Genomic DNA, 23,944 nt, shown 5'->3' with positions numbered 1-23,944 from the left:
ATCGGCCCGTAAACGCTTCGCAAGATCTCGATGGTGACGGGACACCACAAGAGAGATCGGGCAGACCTTGGAGAAATATATTAATACGACGCCGCCACGCATACAGTATGGTCGAGTATAGACCAACATGGGGGTCGTTAGATCGGCATCCAGTTCCGGAGTGGTACAACGACGCGAAACTGGGCATCTTCATCCACTGGGGCGTCTACTCAGTCCCGGCATGGGCACCCACAGACGGCGAAATCGGCGGCGAGGACGATTCGTCGTACGCTGAGTGGTATCCCTATCATATGTATAGAGACGGGTCGGCAACTCAGACGTACCACGAGGAAACCTACGGCGAGGATATCGAGTACGCCGATTTTATCGACGACTGGGAAGCCGAGAACTGGGACCCCGAGGAATGGGCGTCGCTCTTCGATGATGTGGGCGCGGGCTACGTCGTCCTCACCGGCGAGCACCACGACGGCTTCCCGCTGTGGCATTCCCACTACACGAAGTACAACGCCGCCGAGATGGGGCCCGAGCGCGACCTCGTCGGCGACCTCGCCGAGGCGGTGCGAGAGTACGGTCTCAAGTTCGCCGCCTCGTATCACGCCAACTACAACTACTACCAGCCCGGCTTCGAGGGTCAGTTCGGCCACCCCGACTTCGAACCAGGAGAACCAGCCGAGGATCAAGGGGGACCGGGACCAGAGTACGTCGACTTCATGAACGCCAAGCACCGCGAACTGATCCGCAAATACGACCCAGACCTGCTCTGGTTCGACGTGCCCAAGGCCGAAAGCGACCACCTCAACGCTCGTGAACTGATCGCGGACTACTACAACCAGGCTATCGAGCGTGGACAGGCAGTCGCCGTCAACGACCGGGCATCGACCGACGCCATCGGTCCGACGATCAACATCGAGAACGAAGGCCCGGACGCAGAATATCACGGTGACTTCATCACGCCCGAGTACACCTCCTACGACGAGATTCAAGAAGACAAGTGGGAGACGTGCCGTGGTATCGGCCATTCATTCGGATACAACGCCGCCGAGGACGAGGACAGTCACCTCTCAACCGCAGAACTGATCCACTCGTTTGTGGACATCGTCGCCAAGAACGGCAACCTCCTGCTCAACGTCGGGCCCCGCGCCGATGGCACAATCCCGGAACTCCAGCGGAGGCCACTAGTAGGACTGGGAGAGTGGCTCGACGTGAACGGTGAGGCGATCTTCGGTTCGCGGCCCTGGACAGTTGCCGAAGACGAACACGCGGATACAGAAGTCCGATACACCCATCGAGACGACACACTGTACGCAATTACCTTCGGGTGGCCCGGCGACACGCTTCAGCTTGACATTCCGACTCACGTCACCGTTTCGAACCCGCCCACGTCGGCACTACTGACCGAAACAGCGGATGTGCGGATTTCGGTAACAGAGTGTCGCGAGCAGCTTTCGGTCGAGTTACCGGAGCGACCGGACCACGACCACGCGTACACGATTCGATTCGACGGAATCGAGAACCCGCGATAGATGAGTCCACCATTAGACCAGCTCGCGGTGGTGTAACGGTCTTCCCGTACCCTAGTACTCCTGACATCTGTTTTTTTTAGTGTGGTAGATTCCAAGGCAATGGAGAACGTGTATCGGTCCGAATGGCCGATCCGGTTCTGCGGACACCGATACCGAACTCTATCGATTAAGACCAGAGCGTTGTTCTGACTCACTGCCACCGCTCACGTGGCACGTGTGGAACGGGATCGGGAGACGCAAACGAATTACTGGTACTCGTTCCAGGGAGTTTTGAGACGGATCAGCGATACCCGGTTACCAGCTACGACAGTCCCTCGAAGAGCGGTAGAGAGAGGTGTCAGCCTTTCGTCCCGCCCATCGAGATTCCACGGATGAACTGTCGCTGGAACAGCAGAAAGAACAACACCGTCGGTGCGACTGCAATGACAATCCCAGCGAACAACTGTGCCCAGTCAGCGGAGTACTGGCCCTGGAACGCCATGAGGCCGGCTGGCAGCGTTCGCATCGCATCGTCAGTGATGAAGATGATTGCGTAGAGGAATTCGTTCCACAGGAAGACGAACTGGTAGATCGCGACGGCCGCCAGTGCCGGGAGTGCGAGCGGGAGATACACCCGGAAGAACACCTGAAACTCGTTACAGCCGTCGATTCGAGCTGCCTCGGCATACGTATCGGGGATCGTCACGAAGAACTGCCTGAGCAGGAAGATCGAGAACGGCAGCCCGAAGGCGACGTACGCGAAAATGAGGCTAAAGTAGGTGTTGAGCAGTTCGAGTGCGTTCATGATGGAGTAGAGCGGTACCAGCAAGACCTGCGGTGGGATCATGAACCCGGCGAGGAAGAAGACAAACATGATATTGTTGGCCGGAAAGTCGAACTGTACCAGCGCGTACGCCGCCAGACTCGACAGAAGCAGGATCAACACGAGGCTGATCCCGACGACGATCACACTATTGATGAAGTACTGTTCGAAGCCACCAGTCGTCCACGCGTTCAGGTAGTTCTCCAACTGGAACGTTTCCGGGAACGCGAGCGGATTCGTGAAGATCTCACTGCGGGATTTGAAGCTGGTGAGAACGAGCAGTGCGACTGGGAACAGGAACACGCCCGCGATGACGAAGAGGCCAAGCAGTGTCAGCTTGTCCGCGAACTCGGAGACTATCTCGCGCAATGGCTCGGAGGCGTCCGTACTCATGGCTCGGCACCCCCTGCCTCACGGTCACCGAGCCGAAGGTTCAGCAACGAGAGCACCAGTACAACGACGAACAGAATAACGCTGATCGCCGCGGCCTGCCCGAAGTTGGACTGGAGGAACGCGTTCTTGTAGATCCAGGTCACCATCACTTCGGTTGCATGACCGGGTCCGCCCTGGGTCATCACCCAGAAGTAGACGAAAGAGTTCATCGAGCCGACAATGGTATAGATCAGTATAAAGATAGCGACCGGCTTGAGCAGCGGAAGGATGATGTACACGAACCGCTGGAAGGGACCGGCACCATCGATACGTGCGGCCTCTAGGACGCTCTCGTCGATACTGTCGAGACCAGCCAGCCAGAGAATCGTCCGGAATCCGGTCCACTGCCACGTCGCAACGAAGATGATTGCCAGTAGTGCGATACCAGGATCACCGAGCCACTGGGGATTCCAGCTACTTCCGATCGCTTCGAGCAGCGACGACAACACTCCGTAGCTTGGGTTGTAGATGTACGACCAGATCAACGAGACAGCGACAGACATCAACGTCATCGGTAGCAGGAACGTTACTTGGAAGAACTGCCGGAGGCGATCAGAATAACGGTTGATCGCCAGTGCCAGCAGGAGTCCAAGTCCGGCCTGGAGGACGATACTCCAGATTCCGACTTCGAAATTATTTATTAGGGCATTCCAGACCACGTCATCGCCGACTGCTTGTACAAAGTTCTCAGCGCCGACGAACGACATATCGCCGAGACCGGACCACTGGAATCCACTGAGACCAAAGATCGCCAAGGCGGGGAGCGCGAGAAATGGGACATACAGCAGTAGCGCTGGTAGGAGGAACAGCCAGTGTGGCCGTTCCTCAACGACGTGTGAGGTAGTATCCCACGCCGAAGAGAACCCGTTTCTAATATCCTGTATCGATGTTTTCGCACTCATCTATTATCAGACGTTTGATAGAGCCTCTTCATTCGCCTCCTGTGCGTTCTGCAGAACCTCTTGCGCTGAGCTGTTGGTGAAGAGTGTCTGGCTACCTGATAGCAGCGTTTCGGTGGTCTCAGGCAGGAATGCAACGTCGAAGACCGTCCCGATAGCATCCGCCGCGTCGAGACCATCGAGCGTACTCGTGATAGTTTCCTGAGCAGGATCCATATCGATACTGTCGTAGATACCCGGCCGACAGACGAGCTGTCCAGTCATATCGAACCAGGTCTGCATACTGTCAGCGCTGGTAAAGAACTTCAGGAATTCCATGGTGTTCTGGAAATTCTCGTTACCACGGTTTTGAGCCTGTGTACTGACCGCATACGTACCATCAGGAACGACACTGACTCGCTCATTGGCGCTGTTCTCGTAGAGGTCAGGGAACGACGGCCACCACATATAATCGATATGATCAGGGATACCGCCGAACCCATCCGGAGCCTGCGTGCTGATCTGATCCTGAATCCAAGTACCCTGATGCCAGAACGCGGCCTCGTCATTGAAGAACAACGCAGCCGCTTCGTTGTTATTCAGTGAATTGATAGACTGGTTGAAGTACTCCTCATCATAGAGCGTTTCCAATCGTGAGACGCCTTCAACCATGTCATCGCTGGTCAGGGTTTCCCCCTCCAGACCGAAGGCGGCGTTCAGGTATCTATCAACACCGACAGACTTGATCATGAACGCTGATGTCCAGTGTCCGATCGTCCATCGGTTCCGGTTACCACACTGGATCGGCGTGTAGCCGGCATCCTGGACTGTCTGACAAACATCGAGGAACTCGTCCCAGGTCGTGTCCGTCGAGTGCTGGAGCGTGCTCGGGTCGATTCCTGCGTCCTCGAGAACGTTCTTGTTGTACCACAGTGGGATGCCAGCCATCGTGTGTGGGACGGAATACATATCGCCGTCCTCCGAACCCCACGACAACAGATCACCAGGTTCGTACTGGACGTTTCGAGTCGAACTGGGAACGAATCCGTCCAACTCCTCGGTGGAAAACTCGTCGTCGAGTGGTACGACGTTCTCATTGCCTACGTATCGTCCGAGGCGATTCGGCCCACTCCAGATGAAGAACACGTCCGGTGCGTTGTTCGTCCCCAGGGCGTTCGTGACGGCCGATTTGTAGGCATCGTTCTCGTATTTCGTATCGTTGATGGGGATCCCTCGGTCGTCTTCGAAGCGCTGGATGAGTTCATCCGTGGCCTCTTTTGGCGCACCTGAAGTGGCTGTCACCCAGAAGTTCACTTCGTCTGTCGATCCACTCTCAGTGCTCGTCTCGGTCCCGCCGCTGTCACCCCCGTCACTGGTACTGCTATCGTCGGTATCCGTCTCATTGGTCCCGCTGCTACAACCAGCCAGACCAATCATTCCTGCTGCACCAAAGGCCCTAAGCATACGTCTCCGCTCTTTGTCAACCATATGCAATTCAACTGTATAGAAGAATGGTATATATATATTGTGTTACCGGAGATTAATTGCGGATATTCGTCGGGAGACAGCCTGTATGATGTCTCGCTTCTGGGAATCAAAGAGAGCTAGATACCTACGAATCACTGAATTTATTACCACAGTAAATGATCAGTGTGGTATGGTACCGGAGATTACCAAAATCGAGTCAGTGGAGTTCGCGTATCCGATCGAAGACGTCGGCACGGATCAGCACGGTTTCAACCTCGTGTACGAACCGGGCGAGGTAACCGAGCGAAAGCTGTTCGCGATCAAGATCCACACCGACGAGGGGACCACCGGCGAGTACGTCGGGGGCAACTCCCCAGGTGCGGCACAGATCAACACCTTCGCAGACTACCTTGTCGGCAAGAACCCACTGGACCGGGAACGCCACTGGAGCGAGATCAAGCGCGCGCTGCGCAAGTACGACCGCATGGGGATCGGCCCGATCGACATCGCACTGTGGGACCTCGCCGGGAAGTACTACGACGCCCCGATCCACGAGCTACTCGGGACGTACCAGACCAAGTTCCCCGCCTACGCCTCGACGTACCACGGCGACGAGAACGGCGGGCTGGAGACGCCCGAGGACTTCGCTGCCTTCGCCGAAGAGTGTCACGAGATGGGGTATCAGGCGTTCAAGATCCATGGCTGGGGCGGTAGCGAGGGGTCACGCGACCTCGACCGCGAGCTAGAGACCGCTCGCCTGCTGGGCGAGCGTGTCGGCGGTCGGATGGACCTGATGCACGACCCGGCCTGCGAACTGGAGACGTTCGGCGACACGCTCAAACTCGGGCGCGCCCTCGACGAGGCCGGCTTCTTCTGGTACGAGGACCCCTACCGAGACGGCGGGATCTCCCAGCACGCCCACCGAAAGCTCCGCCAGAAACTCCAGACGCCGATCCTCCAGACCGAGCACGTCCGCGGGCTGGAACCGTTCACGGACTTCATCGACGCCGAATCGACCGACTTCGTCCGGGCCGACCCCGAGTACGACGGGGGGATCACCGGCGCGATGAAGCGCGTCAGCGTCGCCGAGGGCCACGGACTCGACGTGGAGTTCCACGCGCCCGGCCCGGCCCAGCGCCACTGCATCGCCGCGACCCGCAACACGAACTACTACGAACTGGCTCTGGTCCACCCCGACTGTCCGAACACCCAGCCGCCGGTCTACGAGGGCGACTACTCGGACATGATCGACACTATCGACGAAAACGGGATGGTCGAAGTACCCGAAGGTCCGGGACTGGGCGTCGACTACGACTGGGACTACATCGAGAACAACGCCACCGGCAGCGTCCACGTCTACGAGTAACGCCACTCCACACGGCTTCCCTTTCGTTCCGACACTCGTCGCTCCGCCCCCCTCACCAGGACGTGATCTCGATGTCGCGCAACGGCCGATCCAGCGGCACGTCGACTTGACTGCCCGTGTAATGCGAGACGTAGAACCCGACGATGATCTCCAGCGAGCGCAGCGCCTCCCGTCCCGTCGAGGCGTTCTCGGCCTCACCGTCGAGCAGCGACTGGACGTGGCGGGCGGCGTTGGCGAACGCGCCTCGATAGTCGTCGTCCCACGTCCAGGCACCCTCGATACCGGGCAGCGGTTCTTCGATGTGCTCGCCGTCTTCCAGCCGCCAGTAGCGCCACTCGCCGTCGTCGTTGTTCATATACAGTTTCCCCTCGCTCCCGATGAACTGCAGTGTCATCGATGACTCGTCGCGCGGGATCGTACAGTCGACCGTCGCGAACGTCCCGTCGTCCAGCAGCGCGAAGCCCCCACCGGCCGAATCATCGACATCGCGGTCGGCGTCCAGCGAGTCGACCGCCTCGTTCTCGCCGGAGACGTAGCCGCTGACGCGCTCGGCTCTGGCGTCGAGCAGGTAGACGAACGTGTCCAGCAGGTGCGTGGAGTTGCGCAACAGCTCCATCCGGAACTGCGTCGAGACGGAATGGACCTCCCCGAGCAGATCCTCCCCCTGTACGAGGTCGTGGAGCTTCCGGAGCTTGTCGGTGAACCGGAACGAGTGGTTGACGACCAGCTCCGTCCCGGTCTCGTCGCAGACCTCGATCATCGCCTCGGCGTCGGTGACCGAGGAGGCGATCGGCTTCTCAGACCAGATCACGTCGGGAGCGGCGTCCGACCGCGCGGCGTCGACCACGTGATCGTGGTGGAGAAACGAGGGCGTACAGACGGAGACGACGTCGAGGTCCTCGGCGTCGAGCATCGCCTCGTGACCGAGGTACTGACACTCTGTCGGGATGTCCCACGCCTCGCCGAACGTCTCCAGTTTCTCCTCGTCGATGTCCGCGACCGCGACTAGGTCGATGTCGCTCGTCGCGTCGTACCCGCCCGCGTGACTGGCACGGATCTTCTCGCTGCCGATCGCCTCCGAATCGTGCATCCCGAGAATACCCATGCCTGCGATACCGCCGGTGCCGATGATCCCTGCGCGATAGCTCATAGTTAACTCGGGTAAGAGGTTTCACAGCCGATGTTATCAAGATTGTGCCTCACCCGACAGAGGGGCGATCCGGCGAAAAACGGCGGCACGACTCGTCTGCCCTGTCTTCGGGGGCAGAAGACGTACGTAGGCGTGATCCGGCCCCGACGGCGGCGTCGCGGGGAGCGAGATGTGCAGGACGTTCGCCTCGATGTCGGCCGTCCAGTCGATAGCGGCGTCGGTGCCGAGGAGGTCGACGGCAGCGGGATCGACCACCTCGTCCGCGGGCCACTCCATCAGGATCGCGTACCTCGACGTCCCGTTCGGGGCCCATCTCCGCGGCGTTCCACTCGGTGATCTCGGAGCCCTACATCGCGAACCCGTCGTGGTGGATCGCCGTCGCGCCGACGTACTCGGTACCCACCTCCGCACAGAGGCTGGCCCCACTCCTCCGAATCAAACTCGTCACCGTGGAACTCGGAGATGAACTCACGGTAGCCGAACTCGTCGGTCCCCGTACGTCTCGGCGTAATGCCCGTGGCGTGAATCGCGCTGGTACGTCTCGCGGAGTACCACTCGTTGCCGTACGTCGGGACCGAGTACGGTCCCTAGTGGAAGTAGAGACCGAACGTCTCGTCCCGGAACCAGTCCGGGATCGGTGCCGATTCCAGCGACTCCCGTGACGCTTCGTAGTCCGTCATACGACGGAGGTCTGACCCGATATAACTGTTGAGGCGACCGCGGGATCGAAACGCGACAGAATAGCTGGACGAAGATTTATTATGAGTGGGTTGTTGGTGTCGACTATGGCAGACGAATTCAATTCCACGATGGTCAAGACAGCTAGGACCACGTTCCGGATCCTGGAGGCGATCAAAGCCCGGGACGAAGCCACGGTCACAGAGCTGACAGACGAATTCGCGCTCTCGAAGAGCAGCATCCACAACTACCTCAAGACGCTCGAACACGAGGGGTACGTCGTCAGGGAGGGCAACGCGTACCGCGTCGGGCTCCGACTGCTCGATCTGGGCGGCTACGCCAGACACAAGCAGCGCCTCTACCAGTCGGCCAAAGAAGAGGTGACGAAAATCGCCGAGGAGACCGGCGAGATGACGAACTTGCTCGTCGAGGAACATGGCCGGGGGATCTACCTCCACCGGGCGAACGGGGAACAGGCGGTCAAATCCGACTCCTACATCGGGCACAGGGTCCACCTCCACAACACTGCGCTGGGACAGGCGATCCTGGCACACCTCCCCGAGGAGCGAGTCGAGGAGATCGTTGATCGACACGGACTCCCCGAGACGACGAAGAACACCATAACGAACCGCGACGAACTGTTCGAACGGCTGGAGCGTGTCCGCGAAGAGGGAGTCGCTTTTGACGACGAGGCGCGACTCGTGGGACTGCGCTGTGTCGCCAAGCCGATCGTCAACAAGGAGGGCGAGGTTGAGGGTGCCATCAGCATCTCGGGACCGACGAGCCGGTTCCAGGGCGAGCGATACCGAACAGAACTCCCCGAAATACTCGAAAGCGCCGCAAATGTCATCGAACTCAACATCAACTACACCTGATCGAGTCGGGCGACGACGCCGACGATGCTGTCAGCGTAATGCGTCGGTCGAATCGTGTCGGTTCCGAACGCGCCGGCCGGTCCGGCGTCGCCGTCGGCGCTCCCTTCTTCGGTCTTCGACCGGTACGCACAAATCAAATGGAACAGTACACTGAACCGCGGGCCGATGGTGGTTCAGTATTACTGACCGCCAAATAGGTATCGAGCGTGAATACACCATTATTGGATAGAAATTCGATATACTACGGAATAGATTTTGTAATACTAAACGGTCCCGAGAATAGCTCTGGATGGTTTGCGAGACCACTGATGACAAAAATACTCAGGAAAACCTAAATCCAGTTTAGATCGTCAAGATTTGAAGGTCACGTTTGGGATTCTTTGTTCGACGACGACGTAGCAAAACCGAAGCGATACTGCCACCAAAGACAGTATCGCTGTATCTGTCGGTATGTTTAGTGCAATCAGCTAGAGAATCACTGGATGAGAACCCACCAATACTGGAAAGTGAAGTCCGATGGAAGTATATAATAGCAGTAGCTTCATTATTCCTATATTTGGCACAGGTGAATGTAAATAATAACCGAACGTTTGTCAGATCACCGGAGACGGTATCGTGGCTTCTCGGTGCGATTGTATTTATTCACATAGCGCTCTTCTGTAGGAGATTGTTGATACTGCTGAGCTGTGGCTGTCGAGTCGAAGAGGACAAGGACACCGCGTCAGCGGTGTCCGACACGGATGATTCCGCTAGATGTGTTTGGGTCGGAATCGGTCGCAGCGGACCTGTTACAGCAGGTTCGCTGGCGTGACGGTGTTTCCTGTCCTCGCTGCCGTTCTGACCGAACGGTCAGAAACGGCAGCTACGAGCAGTTTCAGCGGTATCTCTGTAAGGATTGCGACCGCACGTTCAACGATAAAACCGGCACGATCTTCGCTCATTCGAAGATTGCGCTCCGCAAATGGTTATTCTCGATCTACGCCTTTTTGCGGTTTAACACGAGCCTCAGGCAGTTACAGTGCGAAATCGAAGTTACCTACAAAACGATCCACAGGCGTGTCGAGCGCTTCACCGAAGCGCTCGACGCGCCGTCACTCGATCTCCGTGGCCCGGTTGAAATTGACGAGTTCTACGTCTCTGCCGGTCTGAAAGGCCGCGAGAGCGCGACCGCGACGCACGCTCGACGCTCGATGATTTCGAATTCGACCTCGAGACGGAGCAGTCGACGAAAGACCAGCTCGAGGCGGAACGCGAGGAGCTTGAAGCGACGTTCGAAGAGATGGAAGAAATCTCTGAGAACCCCGATACGCTGGCCGGTCGAATCAAGTAACTCCGAGAGCGGAAACGCTCACTCGATCAGACCGTCAACGAACTTGGCAGCGTCATCAACTTCAATCAGGAGATGCTCGAGGGTGACGGAATCGACCTCGCGGAAACAAACGACCCGACCGAGGCGCTCATCAATGATGACTAGACGGCCTGTTGGACCTGTGGGTCCGAGGTCGATACGAACTAGATCGAAGACACGCTCGACCAGCTCCGGGAGCTCCGGTCCGACAAGCTCGACAAGCGCAACGAGGTCCGTGCAGAGATCCAGAAGTTCACTGACCAATAGTCGTCGATCCGCGAGGACCTGACGGCCGAGCACGAGGAGCTTGCCGACCAGCTGACGGAGTTGCGGACGCGCGTCGACCGCATTGAGGAGAACGCCGTTGAGGAGTTCAGTTAGCATATGTAGACCTTCCTCGACATCTTAGGGTACGAGAACCTTGACCGGATCTGGATCGAGCGCCGGGAGATGGAGGTCCGGGGGAGGCGCCACAAGGTCACGTGGACTAAGTTCGACCTCCACATCGTTCGGTCGGCGTCGGACGGCAGCACCTACGAGGAGCTGGTCGAGCACTTCTCAGAGAGCGGACGCGAGGTCACAGGGCTGGTGTTCGCGCTCGCCGGCTACCTAGTTTCACGATGTCGACGAAACAGTGCCGTTCCTCTTGCTCGACTCCCTATAGGCGATCGACTCGAACCGGATCGTCGACCTCATTGACTACTTCTGCGACCATTTGGACCACCTCATCACGACGCTACTGCCCGAAGACGCACAGGTGCTCGACAACGAGTACGCGTATCTGGAAACCATCGACTGAGCCCCCACTTAGGATTACGGCATTAAGTCTGTAATGCCTTGCGATGAACAGGGAGTATGTCACAGTCGAACGGCGGGCGGTAGACAAAGGTTGCCCGTGTGATAGATGAGTACAATCTGAGGAGGATGGAACATAACCTCGAAGCGACATGAACCGGCGAACCGGGCGATTGAACGAGCCTGCGGGACTTGACTGACGAGTTCAATGGGGCCGCGTTGGAGGTGGCGCACCGGGACGCTGGCGGCGCTCCGCTAGAGTTCGAGGTGTCGGGAACTTACGAGGCGCTGTCATCAGGTACGGAGGCTAGCACAACGCGCGCGGCGGCGGTTAGAGCGGGAGGACGTCGACGTGAACGCCGTCGAGTCGGACTTTGTCACGCCCTAGGCTATTCATACGTACCTGAAGCGGGACCGGGACGCAAGCCTCCCAGCAGACGACAGGGACCGCCATGAGCGGAAGGTCGAATCGATCGAAAAGCTTCAGGACCGGCTCACAGCGGTGACAGAGTCCACGCTCTCCTCACTTGCCGCGGCTGGCGAGCTCAACCAAGCTCATTATGATGTCCTCGTTAATGTTTGCGTGGTATGTCCAGATTGTGGCGTAGATCGGCCAGTCGGAGAGCTACTCCGAAAATCTGGCTGCGGCTGTACGGACTAATTTGCGTGCCCTATACTTGGTACCATCGAGACATGAGTAGACACAATAACGCGGCCATACATCTTCACGACAATACTGATAGAACATTCGATAATCGTGAATATTGCGTTAGGGTCGTTGAGGGTCTTTAGCTGGTCACGCAGACGATTTCTGACTGAGGTATTGAATCTCATGGTGAACTCGTTGTGTATCACGCAGATCGGTTAGCGAATCTGAATTAGCCGAGGTTGCGCAGTGTTCGCTGTAGACCTGATATCCTATCGGCCTGCTAGTCTATATATGGTCAATCTGAGAATCCTATCACATTATCGTGTTTGTGATCCCTGCGCTCAACGGAGTGTCTGTTACTGGCGGACAGCAGGCCCCAACCGAAGGCCTAACAGCTGATAGATGCGCACAATATGTCTGAGATTGGATCTTTCCTCGACGTGGTACGGATCAGCGAATTGAGCGAGCAGAGAGTTCGAGATATTCGGATGCTGTATCCAACACACTGCTGCCGTGCCGTTTCTTCGTTGACGCTCTCAACCCGGTTGTTGGTGAGTGATTTATTCATCCTAAGAGTTCACCGCTGGCCGGTACCTTCTAATTGCTCTGATCCTCACTACAACTGTATTCGTGGATGCTGGACATGTCTGTCACGAACCTCGGCGAGTAGTATTACAATCTTACGAGTGTAATGGAAAAGAACAGAGTAGTTTTTTGGCATACATGAAGGCATTATTGGCACTGTCTAGTTTAGCACCTCCTCAGCTGGCGTCCGATCGTTGAGTGATTGATGCGGTCGTTGATGGTTATAATAGTGTACGAACTGTTCAAGCCATTCGCGGACGCTTGCCCGACTGCCCACCCACGAGTGGTGGAACGGTCAATTCGCATCTTGAGGGTATGAAACCACTTTTCGATCAGGTTTCGGTCAGTGTAGTCAACCTGACCGTTCAAGTCTAATCGAGAGAGGGCAGTCCGATAGCCGAACTGATCGACAAGAAACGTGGCGTCGGAGAGATCCTGTTTCTCACGGAGACCAGCAAGGAACGCAGCCGCCGGATCAGTGCCATGTCGTCCAAACAATTGGACATCGAGAATCAGTTTTGTCTCGATGTCTATTGCGGCATAGAGCCAAGACAGCTCCCCGTTGATTTTGATGGCAGTTTCGTCAACAGCGACCCTTGACGGCTTCGCCGTCGGCGGGTCGCCACTGCTATCAGCAACTCGATGTACCCACTGGAAGATCGCTTGATGAGAGCGTTCAACGCCGAAGAGACGAAGAATCTCTTGTGTTTCTCTGAGAGAACAGCCGGTCGCGTGGAGTCGGACGGCGAACGCCCTGACGGGCGTCGCCGTCCGCTCACGCTCCCAACATTCAAGATTCGCCGTCTCAAGCGTCTCAGTGAGCAGTTCTTGGTTGAGCATAGACACCAAAACCAACGAACTGCTCACTTCTCAAACTTCGCGTTAAGTTTGTCGTGAATTGTGGTAGACGGCGAAGGCTTCGAGCCAATTTTGAGCAGTCTCTAGCGCGACATGACTAAAACTATTTGCGAACGATGATGTTCGTCATTCTATTTCCCAAAAGACACGTTCGATAGCGTTCCGATTTCCATGGCGAATCACCCGAAATCGATAGCCATCTTCAGCAAGAACTGGGCCGAGATAATCGGCGTCATCGACGAGAAATTCGATACCATCGAGCTGATAACGCTGGTGAAGCTCGGTGAGAAACCATCGCGTTGTCTGTTTATTTGCGGTCGGATAGAGGCTCACGTGAAGGATTTCGTTCGTCTGTGGATCAACCGCGCCGTACAGCCAGAACTTCTGGCCGTGGAGGCGGATCATCTTTTCGTCGACCGCGAGTTGATCCTCGGAAACGGTCGATATCGGCTGTAGATCGGCTTTATGAACCCAGTTATGGACAGCGACGTGACTCCGTCTGATCCCAAACAGTTCAAGATGCTTACTTACCTCACGTAGTGACATACCGGCCAAGTGACAGCGGATCCCTACTTCAATTGCCCAGCGCGGAGTTCGATCTCGCTCCACAAACGACAAGTCGATCCACGCGATATGTTCGCTGAGGCGGTCGAATTCTGCCATAAGCACTCAGAACTCGTCCGCCTCATTCTCTAACTTTACGCGACCTTCTCAAACTGGCTTAACTTGACAGTGCCGGTGTTGAAAGAGTTCGGTCCACCGTTCATAACTCGGTTCACAAGGCCGATTTACAGCCAGAATCTGGGCGGAGCCCGAATCACGTTGCGGTCGATGAGACAGTGATTCGACTTGATGATGAACAGTATGGGCTGTACGCTGCTGTCGATCCAGAAATGAACGATCTACTCCATACACAGCTTGAGCAACGACAAATAACGCTCTCGCAGATCGGTTCTTCGCTGATCTTCGTGATAAACACGATATTGATGACGCAACTATTCTCGTCGATGGATCAGTCTCACTTCAATGAGCCTGTCGCAAACACGACCTCAAATTCAGATACGAACGACATGGAAATCGGAACAGCGTTGAACGTGTCTCTCGTGAGATAAAACGCAGAATTATCTGTTTCTCAAACTGTTTCAGCAACGCCGAATCAGAAACTGCTAACGAGTGGCTCAGATCGTTCGCTTTCGCATGGAATCAACTTATCTGAACACTACGTGCTTCTCGCTCCACAAACTCTAGGTTGATCTCGTCTAAACAGCCGCTGAGGCGGTCGTTTTCGGGCATGAATCACTTTAAAAATGCTCCGCCTCACCTTTCAAACATTATCTGAACTGCTGTGTTGAACAGCGCCATCTAAGCTATGTTGAGGCAACACCTGATTCGAGATCGCGCTTCTAGACCGCTTATACAGTGACTCAGATATAGTTAGTTCACATGACCACCGCTCTTCAACGGAGCAATCTGAACAGCACCGTAGAACCACGGATCAATCAGATCTCAAACTTTTTTTAGAAATACTGAAGAAGATATTGTCAAAAATTGTCTTCGAGCCCCCGCCTTCGCATGGAACCTACTTGTCCGAACCCTACCTGACGATGGTGATCAGTCGATCTGTTCGACGTAGGTATAATCATCGGGGAGCGCGGCGGCGTCCTCGGGGAGAAGGGCAGCGACAAGGAAGTCAGCGTGGGTCTGGAAGTAGTCGACAACGCGCGCGATCCGATCGGAATCGATGGCTTCTAGCGAGTCGAGCAGGACAAACGGGACCGTCTCGTAGACATCGTGGACGAGATATCCCGCGAGCGCGAACACGAGCCCCGTCACTTCCCGCTCGCTCTCCGAGAGATGATCGACCGTGTCCTCGTAGGCGGTCCCGTCGGGCGACGAGCGGACGATGTGGAGATCGAACCGAGTCCGCGTGACCTTGCGGCGGCCCTCCCGGACTTCGGTCTCCCGGCGCTCGATCCAGATCCGGTCGAGGTTCTCGTACTCCAAGATGTCGAGGACCGTCTCCATGTGCTCGTTGAACTCCTCAACCGCGTTCTCCTCGATGCAGTCGACGCGCGTCCGCAGCTCTGTCAGCCGGTCGGCGAGTTCCTCGCGTTCGGCCTTCAGGTCCTCGCGGCGCTCGATCGCGGCCTCTCGCTCATCGATCTCCTCGTCGATCTCGTCGATCTCGTCTTCGAGCCGCTCGATTCGGAGCTCGATCCCGTTCGCCTCGCGGTGAAGGTCTAACGCCTCGTCATAGCCGTCGGCGTCTATCGACTCAGCTTCTTTTTCCAGCTCCTCCATCTCCTCTTGTTTCGACTTGATCTGCTCCTCGAGGTCCGTGATCCGCGACTCGGTCGACTCGATCTCCGTCCCAACCGCGTCGAGTCGCTCCTCAGCGCGCTCGATCTCGCGTTGGGCCTGTTTGATCGACGACTGCCGGTCGGTAAGCTCCTGGATCTCCGCGCGGATCTCGTTGCGCTCGTCGAGCTTGTTGGACCGGAACTCTCGGAGCTGGTCGAGGGTCGCCTCGATCTGGTCGCTCTCGACCTCTGACCCGCAGGTCCAGCAGACCGTCTGGTCGCCCGCGGTCAGCGCGTCGGTCGGGTCGTCGCCGGACATCCCCTCATCGATGTCGATCCCCGAGCCATCCACCATGTCCTCGTTGAAGCCGATGACGCTGCCGAGCTCGTTGACCTCGTCGTCGAGCGAGCGCTTCCGGCGGCGCAGCTCGTCGATGCGACCCGCGAGTTGGTCCGCGTTCTCGTCGGGCTCCTCGGCCTCCTCGACGGTCTCTCGAAGCTCCTCACGCTCCGCCTTCAGCTCCGAGAGCGTCGAGCGCTCGGTCTCGAGGTCGAACTCGAGGTCGTCGAGGTCGGAGCGGGCATCCCGGACCCGCTGGAACGCCTCTTCCATCTCCTCTTCGCGCGTCCGGCTCTCCTCGATGCCGGCGTCGAGTTCGTCGAGCTCCTCCCGGACCGACTCCAGTTCCCCTTGGGCTTCCTCCAGCTCCTCGAGTTTCTCGCGGCGGTCAGCTTCGAGGTCGGGGAGGTCGCGTTCGAGGCTGTCAAGTTTCTCGATCTCAGACTCCAGTTCGTCGCGTTCGCGCTTGCACTCGCGGATCTCCGCGTCGATCGCGTCCGTATCGATCGGGCGCATGATGATCTCGCGGAGATCGTCGCCGCGCGCCACTGCCCGCCGCGCCTCGTTGTTCTCCAGCAGGAACGCGAACAGGTCGGCCAGCTCCGGATCGTCGAGGTAGGGGTCGCCACCAAACTCGACAGTGTCGCCGCGGCGCTGTAGCGTCCGCGTGTGCGTCTCGTCGTCAAGTTCGAGGGTCACTTCGCCCTCCTCAGCATCGCCCTTCAGCGAGCTCTGGCGGCTACCGAGTCCGGCCATCAGCGCCTGTAAGAAGGAGGTCCGGTTCGTCGCGTTTCGCCCGGTCAAAATCGAGACGCCGTCGGAGAGTGTCACCGACGCCTCGTCGATGCCACCGATGTTCCGGACATCGACACGGACGACGTGTTTCGGGATCTGAGCCATCGATATGGTCGAAAAACGGCAGTCGCGGTGTTAAATCTGCGGTTCTGATGGAGTGAACACCTGCTACATCTCATCAGAGAAGTCCCGTCAGTCACGGGAGAGTGGCGTGACTCGCTATAGACATCAGTTTGCGTGATCGATGTACTGATCTTCCCACTCTACGGCTCAACTCGAGGCCCGACTTACTCATCAGTGGCTTCGGATTTTGCTCCACAGCCGCAGCCACCTTGACGAATTAGTTCCCCCACCGGCAAATCTGCGCCGCAGTGGGGGCAGACAGCGCGCACATCAACAAGTACATCGTACCCGTCATTATCCAGTTCATCCGCGTTTGCCAGCGAAGAGATAGCGGTCTCAGCCACGGCTGACACGCGACCCTCCAGTTTCTCGATAGTCTCGACCTTCCGCTCTGCCATGTCGTCGCTCGGCCCGGGGAAGTTTGCCTCACGCTCCTTAGTGAGGTACGTGTGGATAGCTTGGTGGGTAACGAAATCTCCAGTCAGCTCATCGACGTCGATTTCCTCACGCTTGAGGTGGCGGCGTGCCCGTGTCTTTGACGATCCAGATTCGCTCTGGAGAGCGTCATACGTGCTTGAAACGTTCACACTAACCGATGAGACGTTCGCCTCGCGAAGAGCCGCCTCTAGCACCGCCTCATTGAATTCGTCAGCGAGGTTCCGCAGACTCGTTCGCTCGCCCGACTTCCCTGTCCACGCCGTCTCCAAGTTTGCGCCCATGCCGTCGAGATCATACTTCCGAATTACTCGGGCAACCTTTGTGTTCGTGTCGCTCGTTTCAGCGGTCATATGAAGAGTTCGACCTTGGAGGTAACAAAAACACCGGTTTGTGGTTGTTGGGCATCAAATACAACATCAAGACTTACTGAATACGCTCATAGGAAGCGGATTGTTGGTTGCGGTAGTGAACTACGCTCCGGGGTAGTAGATTCCGTGATTCGCCTACCGATACGCCCCAATTAGAACCCAAACCACCCCTTCCTACTTCAATCCTACTTGATTTCTTGTGGTTACAACCAGCAACGACTACTATACGACTTGACGACTACTCAGAGCGCGAGAAGGATCGCGAGACACCGATCCCTGAAGAACTTGTCAGCTCGGTAAGGACGATTTCCTACGACCGCGATCTCAACGAGCCGATCGTCGACGCCAAGCTGAACTCGATCTATCGTTGGGCAAAGTGTACCGTCGATACGGACCGGCCGTTAGATGAGGACGCGGGTACCGGGAATGGGCCCGGCGAGTAGACACCTATTGAGCAGGGACTGAAAGTCCCACAATCCGAAATAGTCTGTTCGATCAGCATCTCTGGATTCATCCTAGGTGGGATACATCAGCATCATCAGAAAGTATCATAAATACGGCACTGTCAAGTTAAGCCAGTTTGAGAAGTGAACAGTTCGTTGGTTTCGGTGTCTATGCTCAACCAAGAACTGCTCACTGAGACGCTTGAGACGGTGAATTTTGAATGTTAGGAGCGTGAGCGGACGGCGACGCCCGTCAGGGCGTTCGCCGTCCGGCTCCACGCGACCGTTGTTCTCTCAGAGAAATACAAGAGATTCTTCGTCTCTTCGACGTTGAACGCTCTCATCAGGCGATCTTTCAGTGGGTACATCGAGTTGCTGATAGCAGTGGCGACCCGCCGACAGCGAAGCCGTCAAGGGTCGCTGTTGACGAAACTGCTATCAAAATTAATGCTGAGCTATCTTGGCCCTATGCCACAATAGACATCGAGACAAAATTGATTCTCGACGTCCAGCTGTTTGGACAACATGGCACTGATCCAGCCGCTGCGTTCCTCGCTGGTCTCCGTGAGAAACACGATCTCTTTGACGCCACGTTTCTCGTCGATCAGTTCGGCTACCGGACTGTCCTCTCTCGATTAGACTTGAACGGTCAGGTTAACTACACTGATCGAAAAGTGGTTTCATACCCGAATTGACCGTTTTCATAACTCGTGGGTGGGCAGTCGGGCAAGCGCCCGCGAATGGCTTGAACAGTTCGTACACTATTATAATCACCAACGACCCCATCAGTCACTCAACAATCGAACGCCAGCTGAGGGGGTGCTAAACTAGACAGTGCCGTATAGAACATCCAGTCGAGCATTCGAACATGACAAGTTCCCAGTTGTCGGCTTCATCACACGACTAAAGCGTGTTTTCGCCTCGCAGATGGTATAAGTCCTACGCGCGATAGACTCCAGTGTATTGAGAGGCCAGCGGCCAATTCCGTGATGTTCAAACCTGCTGTCAGACTATCCGATAGTATGGATAGAGATGACTCTCACACGAATGTCGTCCCTGGGAGTGATGAGGAACTCGACACGCCAAATGTTCGCGGCTACGATTTCCGTGGGGAATTCGACTTTCACGAGATGCTTGACGCCTACGCGACGACGGGGTTCCAAGCGACGCAACTCGCGGAGGCCATCGACATCGCCGAACGCATGCAGGAGGCGGACGCCACCGTCTACCTCACGTTCACGTCGAACATCATCTCGTCGGGGCTGCGCGAGACCGTCGCGTACCTCGTTCGAGAGGGGTATGTGGACGTACTTATCACGACGTCCGGATCGCTGACCGAGGACGTGATCAAAACGGCGAAGCCGTTCAAGATGGGGAAATGGGACGCAGACGAGGCGTCGCTCCGTGAGCGTGGAATCAATCGGCTCGGTAATCTCTTCGTCCCCTCCGATCGGTACGTCTGGCTTGAGGAGTATCTCTACGACTTCTTCGACGACTTCTTCGCGGAAGAGAAAGTCAGGACGCCGAGGGCGTTCGCACGCGAGTTAGGCGAAACCCTCGACGATGAGGACTCGGTCCTGAAGCAGGCGGCAGACAACGACGTACCGGTGTACTGCCCGGCACTGACGGACTCCGAGGTCGGCAACTTCCTCTACTACTACCGTCAGGGGTACGACTCAGACATCGGTATCGAGATACTGGATGACTACGACTCACTCATTGAGGACGGGTTATTAGCGGACACGACAGGTCTCATCGCGGTCGGTGGTGGCGTGCCGAAACACCATGCGATCATGACGAACCTCTTCCGCGGAGGAGCGGATTACGTCGTCTACATTTCGACGGGGATGGAGGGCGACGGATCGTTATCGGGTGCACCGCCGAACGAGGCGGTCTCTTGGGGAAAAATCAAGGAGAAACAGACGAACTACACACAGGTCGAAGCAGAGGCGACACTCGTCTTCCCACTCCTCGTGGCAGAGGTATTCAAACGGTAACACCCTCCCCGCGCTGAAGCCCGAGGCCCTCTCCTTGATTCTCCGTAACACCCCGGTACAGTACCCTCTCGGGGGAGAGTCTCGCAGTTGACCCGAACTACGCGTTCGAGAGCCGCACCAGATCCGATAAGTCGGTGTAAGCCGAAATTATCGTGTGGCAGTTTTCGCTCCCGATGACGACCGATCGCGGCGCATTCGTCTCGCGGTCGCCGCGGTCGTGGCTCTCGCTATGGTCGTAACTGCGGGCGCGTTCGTCGCCGATCCGGCCGAGTCGGTTCCCGATCCGGTGGCGTACGACGACACCACCGAACTGGGGCTCTCGTCGGAGACCGACGAGCTGATGGCCGGAAACGCGACGCTCCCGCGGACGCAGGTGTTCTACTCGCAGCTACAGTACGTCGTCGGATACAACGGGATCGGCTCGTTCGTGACATCTCTGTCGGATGGACGGACCGAGCGCCAGTTCGGCTACCCGCTCGTCGCGTACGTCGAGACCTTCGATCACCAGAATCCGGACACGACCAGCGACGGGCTGTTCACGGCGACCGGAGCCGGCGGGTGGACTCCGGCCGAGGAAGCGCACTACGTCGTCGACAGCGACGCCCGCACGCCGGCCGGCGAGGCCGTGATCCCCTTCCGAAGTCGAGAGGCGGCCGAGTCGTTCGCGGCTGACCACGACGGATCGGCGGTCGGCTGGGAATCAGTCCGGAACCGCTCGTTCGACGTCGACTCCGCGGCAACGGTGCGGTCGCTCGCACCGGATCGGTGGCAGGCGGCCGACGATCGGATCGCGAGGGCGGAACGGACTGCGGACCGCCCCGTTTCGGTGGTCGTTGGCGAGGACGCGCCGACGATCGACGCAGCGGTCGAGGTGGCACCGTCGAACACGACGGTCGTCGTCCCAGAGGGAGTGTATCGTGAGACGGTGACGGTCAACGAATCCGTAACTATCGCGGGTGACGGCGCGCGGATCACCGGCGACGGCAACGGATCGGTCGTCACCGTTCGCGCGGCCGATGTCGCCATACGGGGACTCCGGATCGACGGTGTCGGAAACCGGACGCGAGACCCGGAGGCGGCGCGTGCCTCCAGAGACGAGGAGATCGAGCCGTGGGACGCGAACATCCAGAGCGGGTACGGCCACGGCGACGCCGGGATCCGAGCGATCGCCGCACCGGGGCTCGTCGTCGACGACGTCGTGATAGAAACGAACGCGAGCGGACTCCTGTTGCGTGAAGGATCGCATGCGGTCGTCCGCGACCTCCGCGTCGACGGGTCCGAAACCTGGCGGAACGGATTCATGGGGATCACGGGGATGGAGTCGCGCGTGACCGTGACTGACAGCCGGTTCGAGGGCGGTCGTGACGGGATCTACCTCCATCGCGCGGACGGCTCGGTCATCCGGAACTCGACGTTCACTGACAACCGGTACGGCGTCCATCTCATGTACACCGGCGACGCGCTGGTCGCGGACAACACCGCCCGCAACGAGCTGTTCGCGGGGATCACCGTGATGACCCGTCCTTCAGGAAACGCGATCGTCGGCAACGACGTGCGTAACTCTAGTGCGGGAATTCAGTCGTCGGGAACGCGTACGTACATCGGGTACAACACGCTGGTCGACAACGAACTCGGGTTCTCGACGAGTGCGCGCGGATCGCTGTACGAACACAACGTGGTCGTCGACAATGAGCTCGGCGCGCGTGCGACGACGATCGTCCCGTCGAGTCGCGTCGTCGCGAACAACTTCGTCGGAAACGACGACCACGCCGCCGCCGGTGCGGGCGCGCTCCGCGTCTGGGCCGACGGCAATCGCGGTAACTACTGGGAGGGAGCGAACGTCGGACGGCAATCGTTCGGCGAGCGAGCGTATCGCCCGACTTCACCGCTCGATTCCGCGCTCCACCGCGAGGTATCGGCCGTTACCGTGCGCGAGTTGCCCGCGGCGGCTCTACTCGATCGACTCCGCGGCACCGTCCCCGGTGCCCGCTCCGGAAGCATCATCGACCCGATACTGGCGTCTGAGCCATACAATCCCGAACGAATCGACGCGGTGACCGGTTCCGACGCCGAACGTGAGGGACCGATCCACGCGGACTGGCGAGCCGAACTCGGCTCGCTCACCGACGAGCAGGACACGACTAATGAGAACACGACGGATCAGAATACGACAAATCGGAACAGCGCCAGACCCGTGGGTGACTACAGATGAGTGAGCGTGTGCTCGCGGAGGTCGTCAGCCTGACTCGGACCTACGGTGGGGTCCGGGTTCTCGACGAGGTCTCGCTCTCGCTCACTTCCGGCGTCACCACAGTCGTCGGTCCGAACGGTTCTGGGAAGTCGACGCTGCTCGGCGTCCTCGCAGGAGCAGTTGAGCCGACCGCTGGAGCGGTACGGTACGCTCACGAGGGCAGTACTGACGACGGGAGTAACAAGCGGATCGGCTATCTCCCGCAACGGGTCCCGTTCCGTGGTGAGTTCACGGCCCGAGAGACCCTCGGCTTCTACGCAGCGCTCGTCGGTGACGATCCCGACACTGCGCTGGCGGACGTAGGACTGGCCGACGCGAGCGACAGGCGCGTCTCGGCGCTCTCGGGTGGAATGCGACGCCTCCTCGGGATCGCACAGGCGACGCTCGGCGATCCGGCGATCGCGGTGCTCGACGAGCCGACGAGCGGGCTCGATCCGGAGATGCGCGAGCGAGCGTTCCGAGCCGCAGCGGCCCGTGCGAGCGACGACACTGCCGTCGTCGTCAGCTCACACGACCTCGACCTCGTCGACACGTACGCCGACGACGTTGTCGTACTCGACCGCGGTCGCGTGGCCGCAGCGGGTTCCCGCGATCGCCTGATCGACGAGTACGGGGTCGACGACGTGAAGGGCCTGTACCGCGCAGTCGTCAGCGATAGAGGGAGCGCTGAGAGCGATATCGATACCGGTGACACAGACGGCGACGACGGCTCCACGGACGTGGATGAGACCGCGTCTGAATCCGTCCACGTCACGGGGGTGTCGGACCGATGAGTCGGTTGCTCGCGGACATCGGGACCATGTTTCGTCGCGAACTGGTAACCGTTCGACGGACTCCCGGCTACGCCGTCCTCGCGGTCGGGCTTCTCATCGTGCTCGGCGGACTCGTCGCGGTCGGTGGGGGCGGGGGAACCGGGTTCGTGCCAGCAGTCGTCGATCTTCTGCTCCCGACAGAGCTACTCGTCCCGCTTCTCGCGATAGTGCTCGGGTACCGTGCCCTGCTCACGGACGGCACGAGCGGCGAGTTCGCTGTGATCCGGACCTATCCCGTGAGTACCGTCGGCTACGTTCTCGGCGTGTTACTGGCGCGTATCGCGGCGCTTGTCGCGATCGTGGGTCTTCCCTTCGCGCTGGTCGGGCTATATATCTGGATAACTGCGACGCCGGACACGGGAATCTTCGCGACGCACAGCGGAGTAGACTCGCCGCTTCTGTTCGTGCGGTTCCTCGCGTTCGTCCTTCTCTTCGGGACCGCGTACCTGTCGCTGTCGGCAGCGGTCTCGGCGCTGGCGTCGAGCCGACGGAGCGCGATCGCACTCGGTCTCCTCGCACTGCTCGTCGGCGTCCTCGGCGGTGACCTCGCGATTCTCCGGTCGCTGGCGGGCGGTATGTCTCCGGATGAGATTGCTGGATCGCTCGCACTGACGCCGAACGGAGCGTTTCGCGGACTGGTCTTCGAACACGTTATCGGCGTCGCTTTCACT

At 58.3% G+C, this 23,944-nt stretch carries 18 protein-coding genes and 6 pseudogenes; 13 read left to right on the top strand and 11 right to left on the bottom strand.

The features are described 5' to 3' along the window. Window positions 1-107: 107 nt before the first annotated feature. Window positions 108-1,523 carry an alpha-L-fucosidase gene (locus tag QOL69_RS05825; RefSeq protein WP_283402402.1) on the top strand — a complete coding sequence of 472 codons (1,416 nt, stop codon included), beginning with the start codon at window positions 108-110 and terminating at the stop codon, window positions 1,521-1,523. A gap of 337 nt (window positions 1,524-1,860) precedes the next feature. Here QOL69_RS05825 and QOL69_RS05820 read toward each other — a convergent pair whose 3' ends face one another. Genes QOL69_RS05820 through QOL69_RS05810 form a run of 3 tightly spaced genes read right to left on the bottom strand, consistent with a single transcriptional unit; the run spans window position 1,861 to window position 5,123 of the window. Continuing rightward, complete coding sequence (locus tag QOL69_RS05820) at window positions 1,861-2,718, bottom strand: carbohydrate ABC transporter permease (protein ID WP_283402401.1); 858 nt, start codon at window positions 2,716-2,718, stop codon at window positions 1,861-1,863. Next, window positions 2,715-3,659 (bottom strand): carbohydrate ABC transporter permease, encoded by a 945-nt coding sequence (locus tag QOL69_RS05815; protein ID WP_283402400.1) that lies wholly within the window; start codon window positions 3,657-3,659, stop codon window positions 2,715-2,717. The genes QOL69_RS05820 and QOL69_RS05815 overlap by 4 nt, the downstream gene beginning before the upstream one ends. A gap of 6 nt (window positions 3,660-3,665) precedes the next feature. Beyond that, entirely contained in the window at window positions 3,666-5,123 is a 1,458-nt protein-coding gene (locus QOL69_RS05810) for an ABC transporter substrate-binding protein (protein ID WP_283402399.1), read from the bottom strand. 169 nt (window positions 5,124-5,292) lie between these two features. Here QOL69_RS05810 and QOL69_RS05805 point away from each other — a divergent pair, with 169 nt between their 5' ends. Then, window positions 5,293-6,468: an enolase C-terminal domain-like protein gene (locus QOL69_RS05805; protein WP_283402398.1), complete on the top strand. Its 1,176-nt coding sequence runs from the start codon at window positions 5,293-5,295 to the stop codon at window positions 6,466-6,468. 52 nt (window positions 6,469-6,520) lie between these two features. Here the strand turns inward: QOL69_RS05805 and QOL69_RS05800 are convergent, their stop codons facing one another. Together QOL69_RS05800 and QOL69_RS05795 are read right to left on the bottom strand one after the other, a co-directional pair. Continuing rightward, complete coding sequence (locus QOL69_RS05800) at window positions 6,521-7,618, bottom strand: Gfo/Idh/MocA family protein (RefSeq protein WP_283402397.1); 1,098 nt, start codon at window positions 7,616-7,618, stop codon at window positions 6,521-6,523. A 36-nt stretch (window positions 7,619-7,654) separates the two neighbouring features. Next, window positions 7,655-7,894, bottom strand: coding sequence for a hypothetical protein (locus QOL69_RS05795; protein ID WP_283402396.1), 240 nt, complete (start codon window positions 7,892-7,894; stop codon window positions 7,655-7,657). A gap of 509 nt (window positions 7,895-8,403) precedes the next feature. On the opposite strand from QOL69_RS05795, the gene QOL69_RS05790 reads away from it, so the two are divergent. Both QOL69_RS05790 and QOL69_RS05785 read left to right on the top strand, forming a co-directional pair. Continuing rightward, window positions 8,404-9,171: an IclR family transcriptional regulator gene (locus QOL69_RS05790; protein WP_283402395.1), complete on the top strand. Its 768-nt coding sequence runs from the start codon at window positions 8,404-8,406 to the stop codon at window positions 9,169-9,171. 740 nt (window positions 9,172-9,911) lie between these two features. Beyond that, window positions 9,912-10,331, top strand: a pseudogene (locus tag QOL69_RS05785) (transposase); the annotation flags it as partial. Between the two features lie 188 nt (window positions 10,332-10,519). On the opposite strand, the gene QOL69_RS05780 reads toward QOL69_RS05785, so the two are convergent. After that, entirely contained in the window at window positions 10,520-10,903 is a 384-nt protein-coding gene (locus QOL69_RS05780) for a hypothetical protein (RefSeq protein ID WP_283404265.1), read from the bottom strand. A 66-nt stretch (window positions 10,904-10,969) separates the two neighbouring features. On the opposite strand from QOL69_RS05780, the gene QOL69_RS05775 reads away from it, so the two are divergent. The 3 genes from QOL69_RS05775 (at window position 10,970) to rdfA (QOL69_RS17300) (ending at window position 11,975) form a co-directional block, all read left to right on the top strand. Then, window positions 10,970-11,218 carry a hypothetical protein gene (locus tag QOL69_RS05775; protein ID WP_283402394.1) on the top strand — a complete coding sequence of 83 codons (249 nt, stop codon included), beginning with the start codon at window positions 10,970-10,972 and terminating at the stop codon, window positions 11,216-11,218. A 321-nt stretch (window positions 11,219-11,539) separates the two neighbouring features. After that, window positions 11,540-11,770 carry a hypothetical protein gene (locus tag QOL69_RS17305; RefSeq protein WP_345782493.1) on the top strand — a complete coding sequence of 77 codons (231 nt, stop codon included), beginning with the start codon at window positions 11,540-11,542 and terminating at the stop codon, window positions 11,768-11,770. After that, complete coding sequence (gene rdfA, locus QOL69_RS17300; protein WP_345782492.1) at window positions 11,706-11,975, top strand: rod-determining factor RdfA; 270 nt, start codon at window positions 11,706-11,708, stop codon at window positions 11,973-11,975. The genes QOL69_RS17305 and rdfA (QOL69_RS17300) overlap by 65 nt, the downstream gene beginning before the upstream one ends. A 733-nt stretch (window positions 11,976-12,708) precedes the next feature. On the opposite strand, the pseudogene QOL69_RS05770 reads toward rdfA (QOL69_RS17300), so the two are convergent. Further along, window positions 12,709-13,388 (bottom strand): annotated as a pseudogene (locus QOL69_RS05770) (IS6 family transposase). A 42-nt stretch (window positions 13,389-13,430) separates the two neighbouring features. Then, window positions 13,431-14,069: pseudogene (locus QOL69_RS05765) on the bottom strand (IS6 family transposase). Window positions 14,070-14,122: 53 nt separating this feature from the next. On the opposite strand from QOL69_RS05765, the pseudogene QOL69_RS05760 reads away from it, so the two are divergent. Continuing rightward, window positions 14,123-14,622 (top strand): annotated as a pseudogene (locus QOL69_RS05760) (IS6 family transposase); the annotation flags it as partial. A gap of 8 nt (window positions 14,623-14,630) precedes the next feature. Here the strand turns inward: QOL69_RS05760 and QOL69_RS05755 are convergent. The 3 genes and pseudogenes from QOL69_RS05755 to rdfA (QOL69_RS05745) all read right to left on the bottom strand — a co-directional run. Beyond that, window positions 14,631-14,699 (bottom strand): annotated as a pseudogene (locus QOL69_RS05755) (IS6 family transposase); the annotation flags it as partial. Between the two features lie 318 nt (window positions 14,700-15,017). Next, on the bottom strand, window positions 15,018-16,946 hold the full coding sequence (locus tag QOL69_RS05750) for an archaea-specific SMC-related protein (protein WP_283402393.1): 1,929 nt from the start codon (window positions 16,944-16,946) through the stop codon (window positions 15,018-15,020). A gap of 182 nt (window positions 16,947-17,128) precedes the next feature. Continuing rightward, entirely contained in the window at window positions 17,129-17,752 is a 624-nt protein-coding gene (gene rdfA, locus QOL69_RS05745; protein ID WP_283402392.1) for a rod-determining factor RdfA, read from the bottom strand. Window positions 17,753-18,384: 632 nt separating this feature from the next. Here rdfA (QOL69_RS05745) and QOL69_RS05740 point away from each other — a divergent pair. The 5 genes and pseudogenes from QOL69_RS05740 to QOL69_RS05720 form a co-directional block, all read left to right on the top strand. Then, window positions 18,385-19,044: pseudogene (locus QOL69_RS05740) on the top strand (IS6 family transposase). Window positions 19,045-19,235: 191 nt separating this feature from the next. Continuing rightward, window positions 19,236-20,210 carry a deoxyhypusine synthase gene (locus tag QOL69_RS05735; protein WP_283402391.1) on the top strand — a complete coding sequence of 325 codons (975 nt, stop codon included), beginning with the start codon at window positions 19,236-19,238 and terminating at the stop codon, window positions 20,208-20,210. A 154-nt stretch (window positions 20,211-20,364) separates the two neighbouring features. Next, window positions 20,365-22,422 (top strand): NosD domain-containing protein, encoded by a 2,058-nt coding sequence (locus QOL69_RS05730; RefSeq protein WP_283402390.1) that lies wholly within the window; start codon window positions 20,365-20,367, stop codon window positions 22,420-22,422. Next, complete coding sequence (locus QOL69_RS05725; protein WP_283402389.1) at window positions 22,419-23,234, top strand: ABC transporter ATP-binding protein; 816 nt, start codon at window positions 22,419-22,421, stop codon at window positions 23,232-23,234. The genes QOL69_RS05730 and QOL69_RS05725 overlap by 4 nt, the downstream gene beginning before the upstream one ends. Then, window positions 23,231-23,944: ABC transporter permease subunit (locus QOL69_RS05720; protein WP_283402388.1), on the top strand; the 714-nt coding region annotated here is incomplete at its 3' end. The genes QOL69_RS05725 and QOL69_RS05720, both read left to right, overlap by 4 nt.

It is taken from the genome of Halorubrum sp. DM2, from assembly GCF_901686465.1.
Lineage (GTDB): Archaea > Halobacteriota > Halobacteria > Halobacteriales > Haloferacaceae > Halorubrum.
The sequence above is the reverse complement of the archived record's forward strand: the minus strand, read 5'-3'. Positions and strand labels throughout refer to the sequence as shown.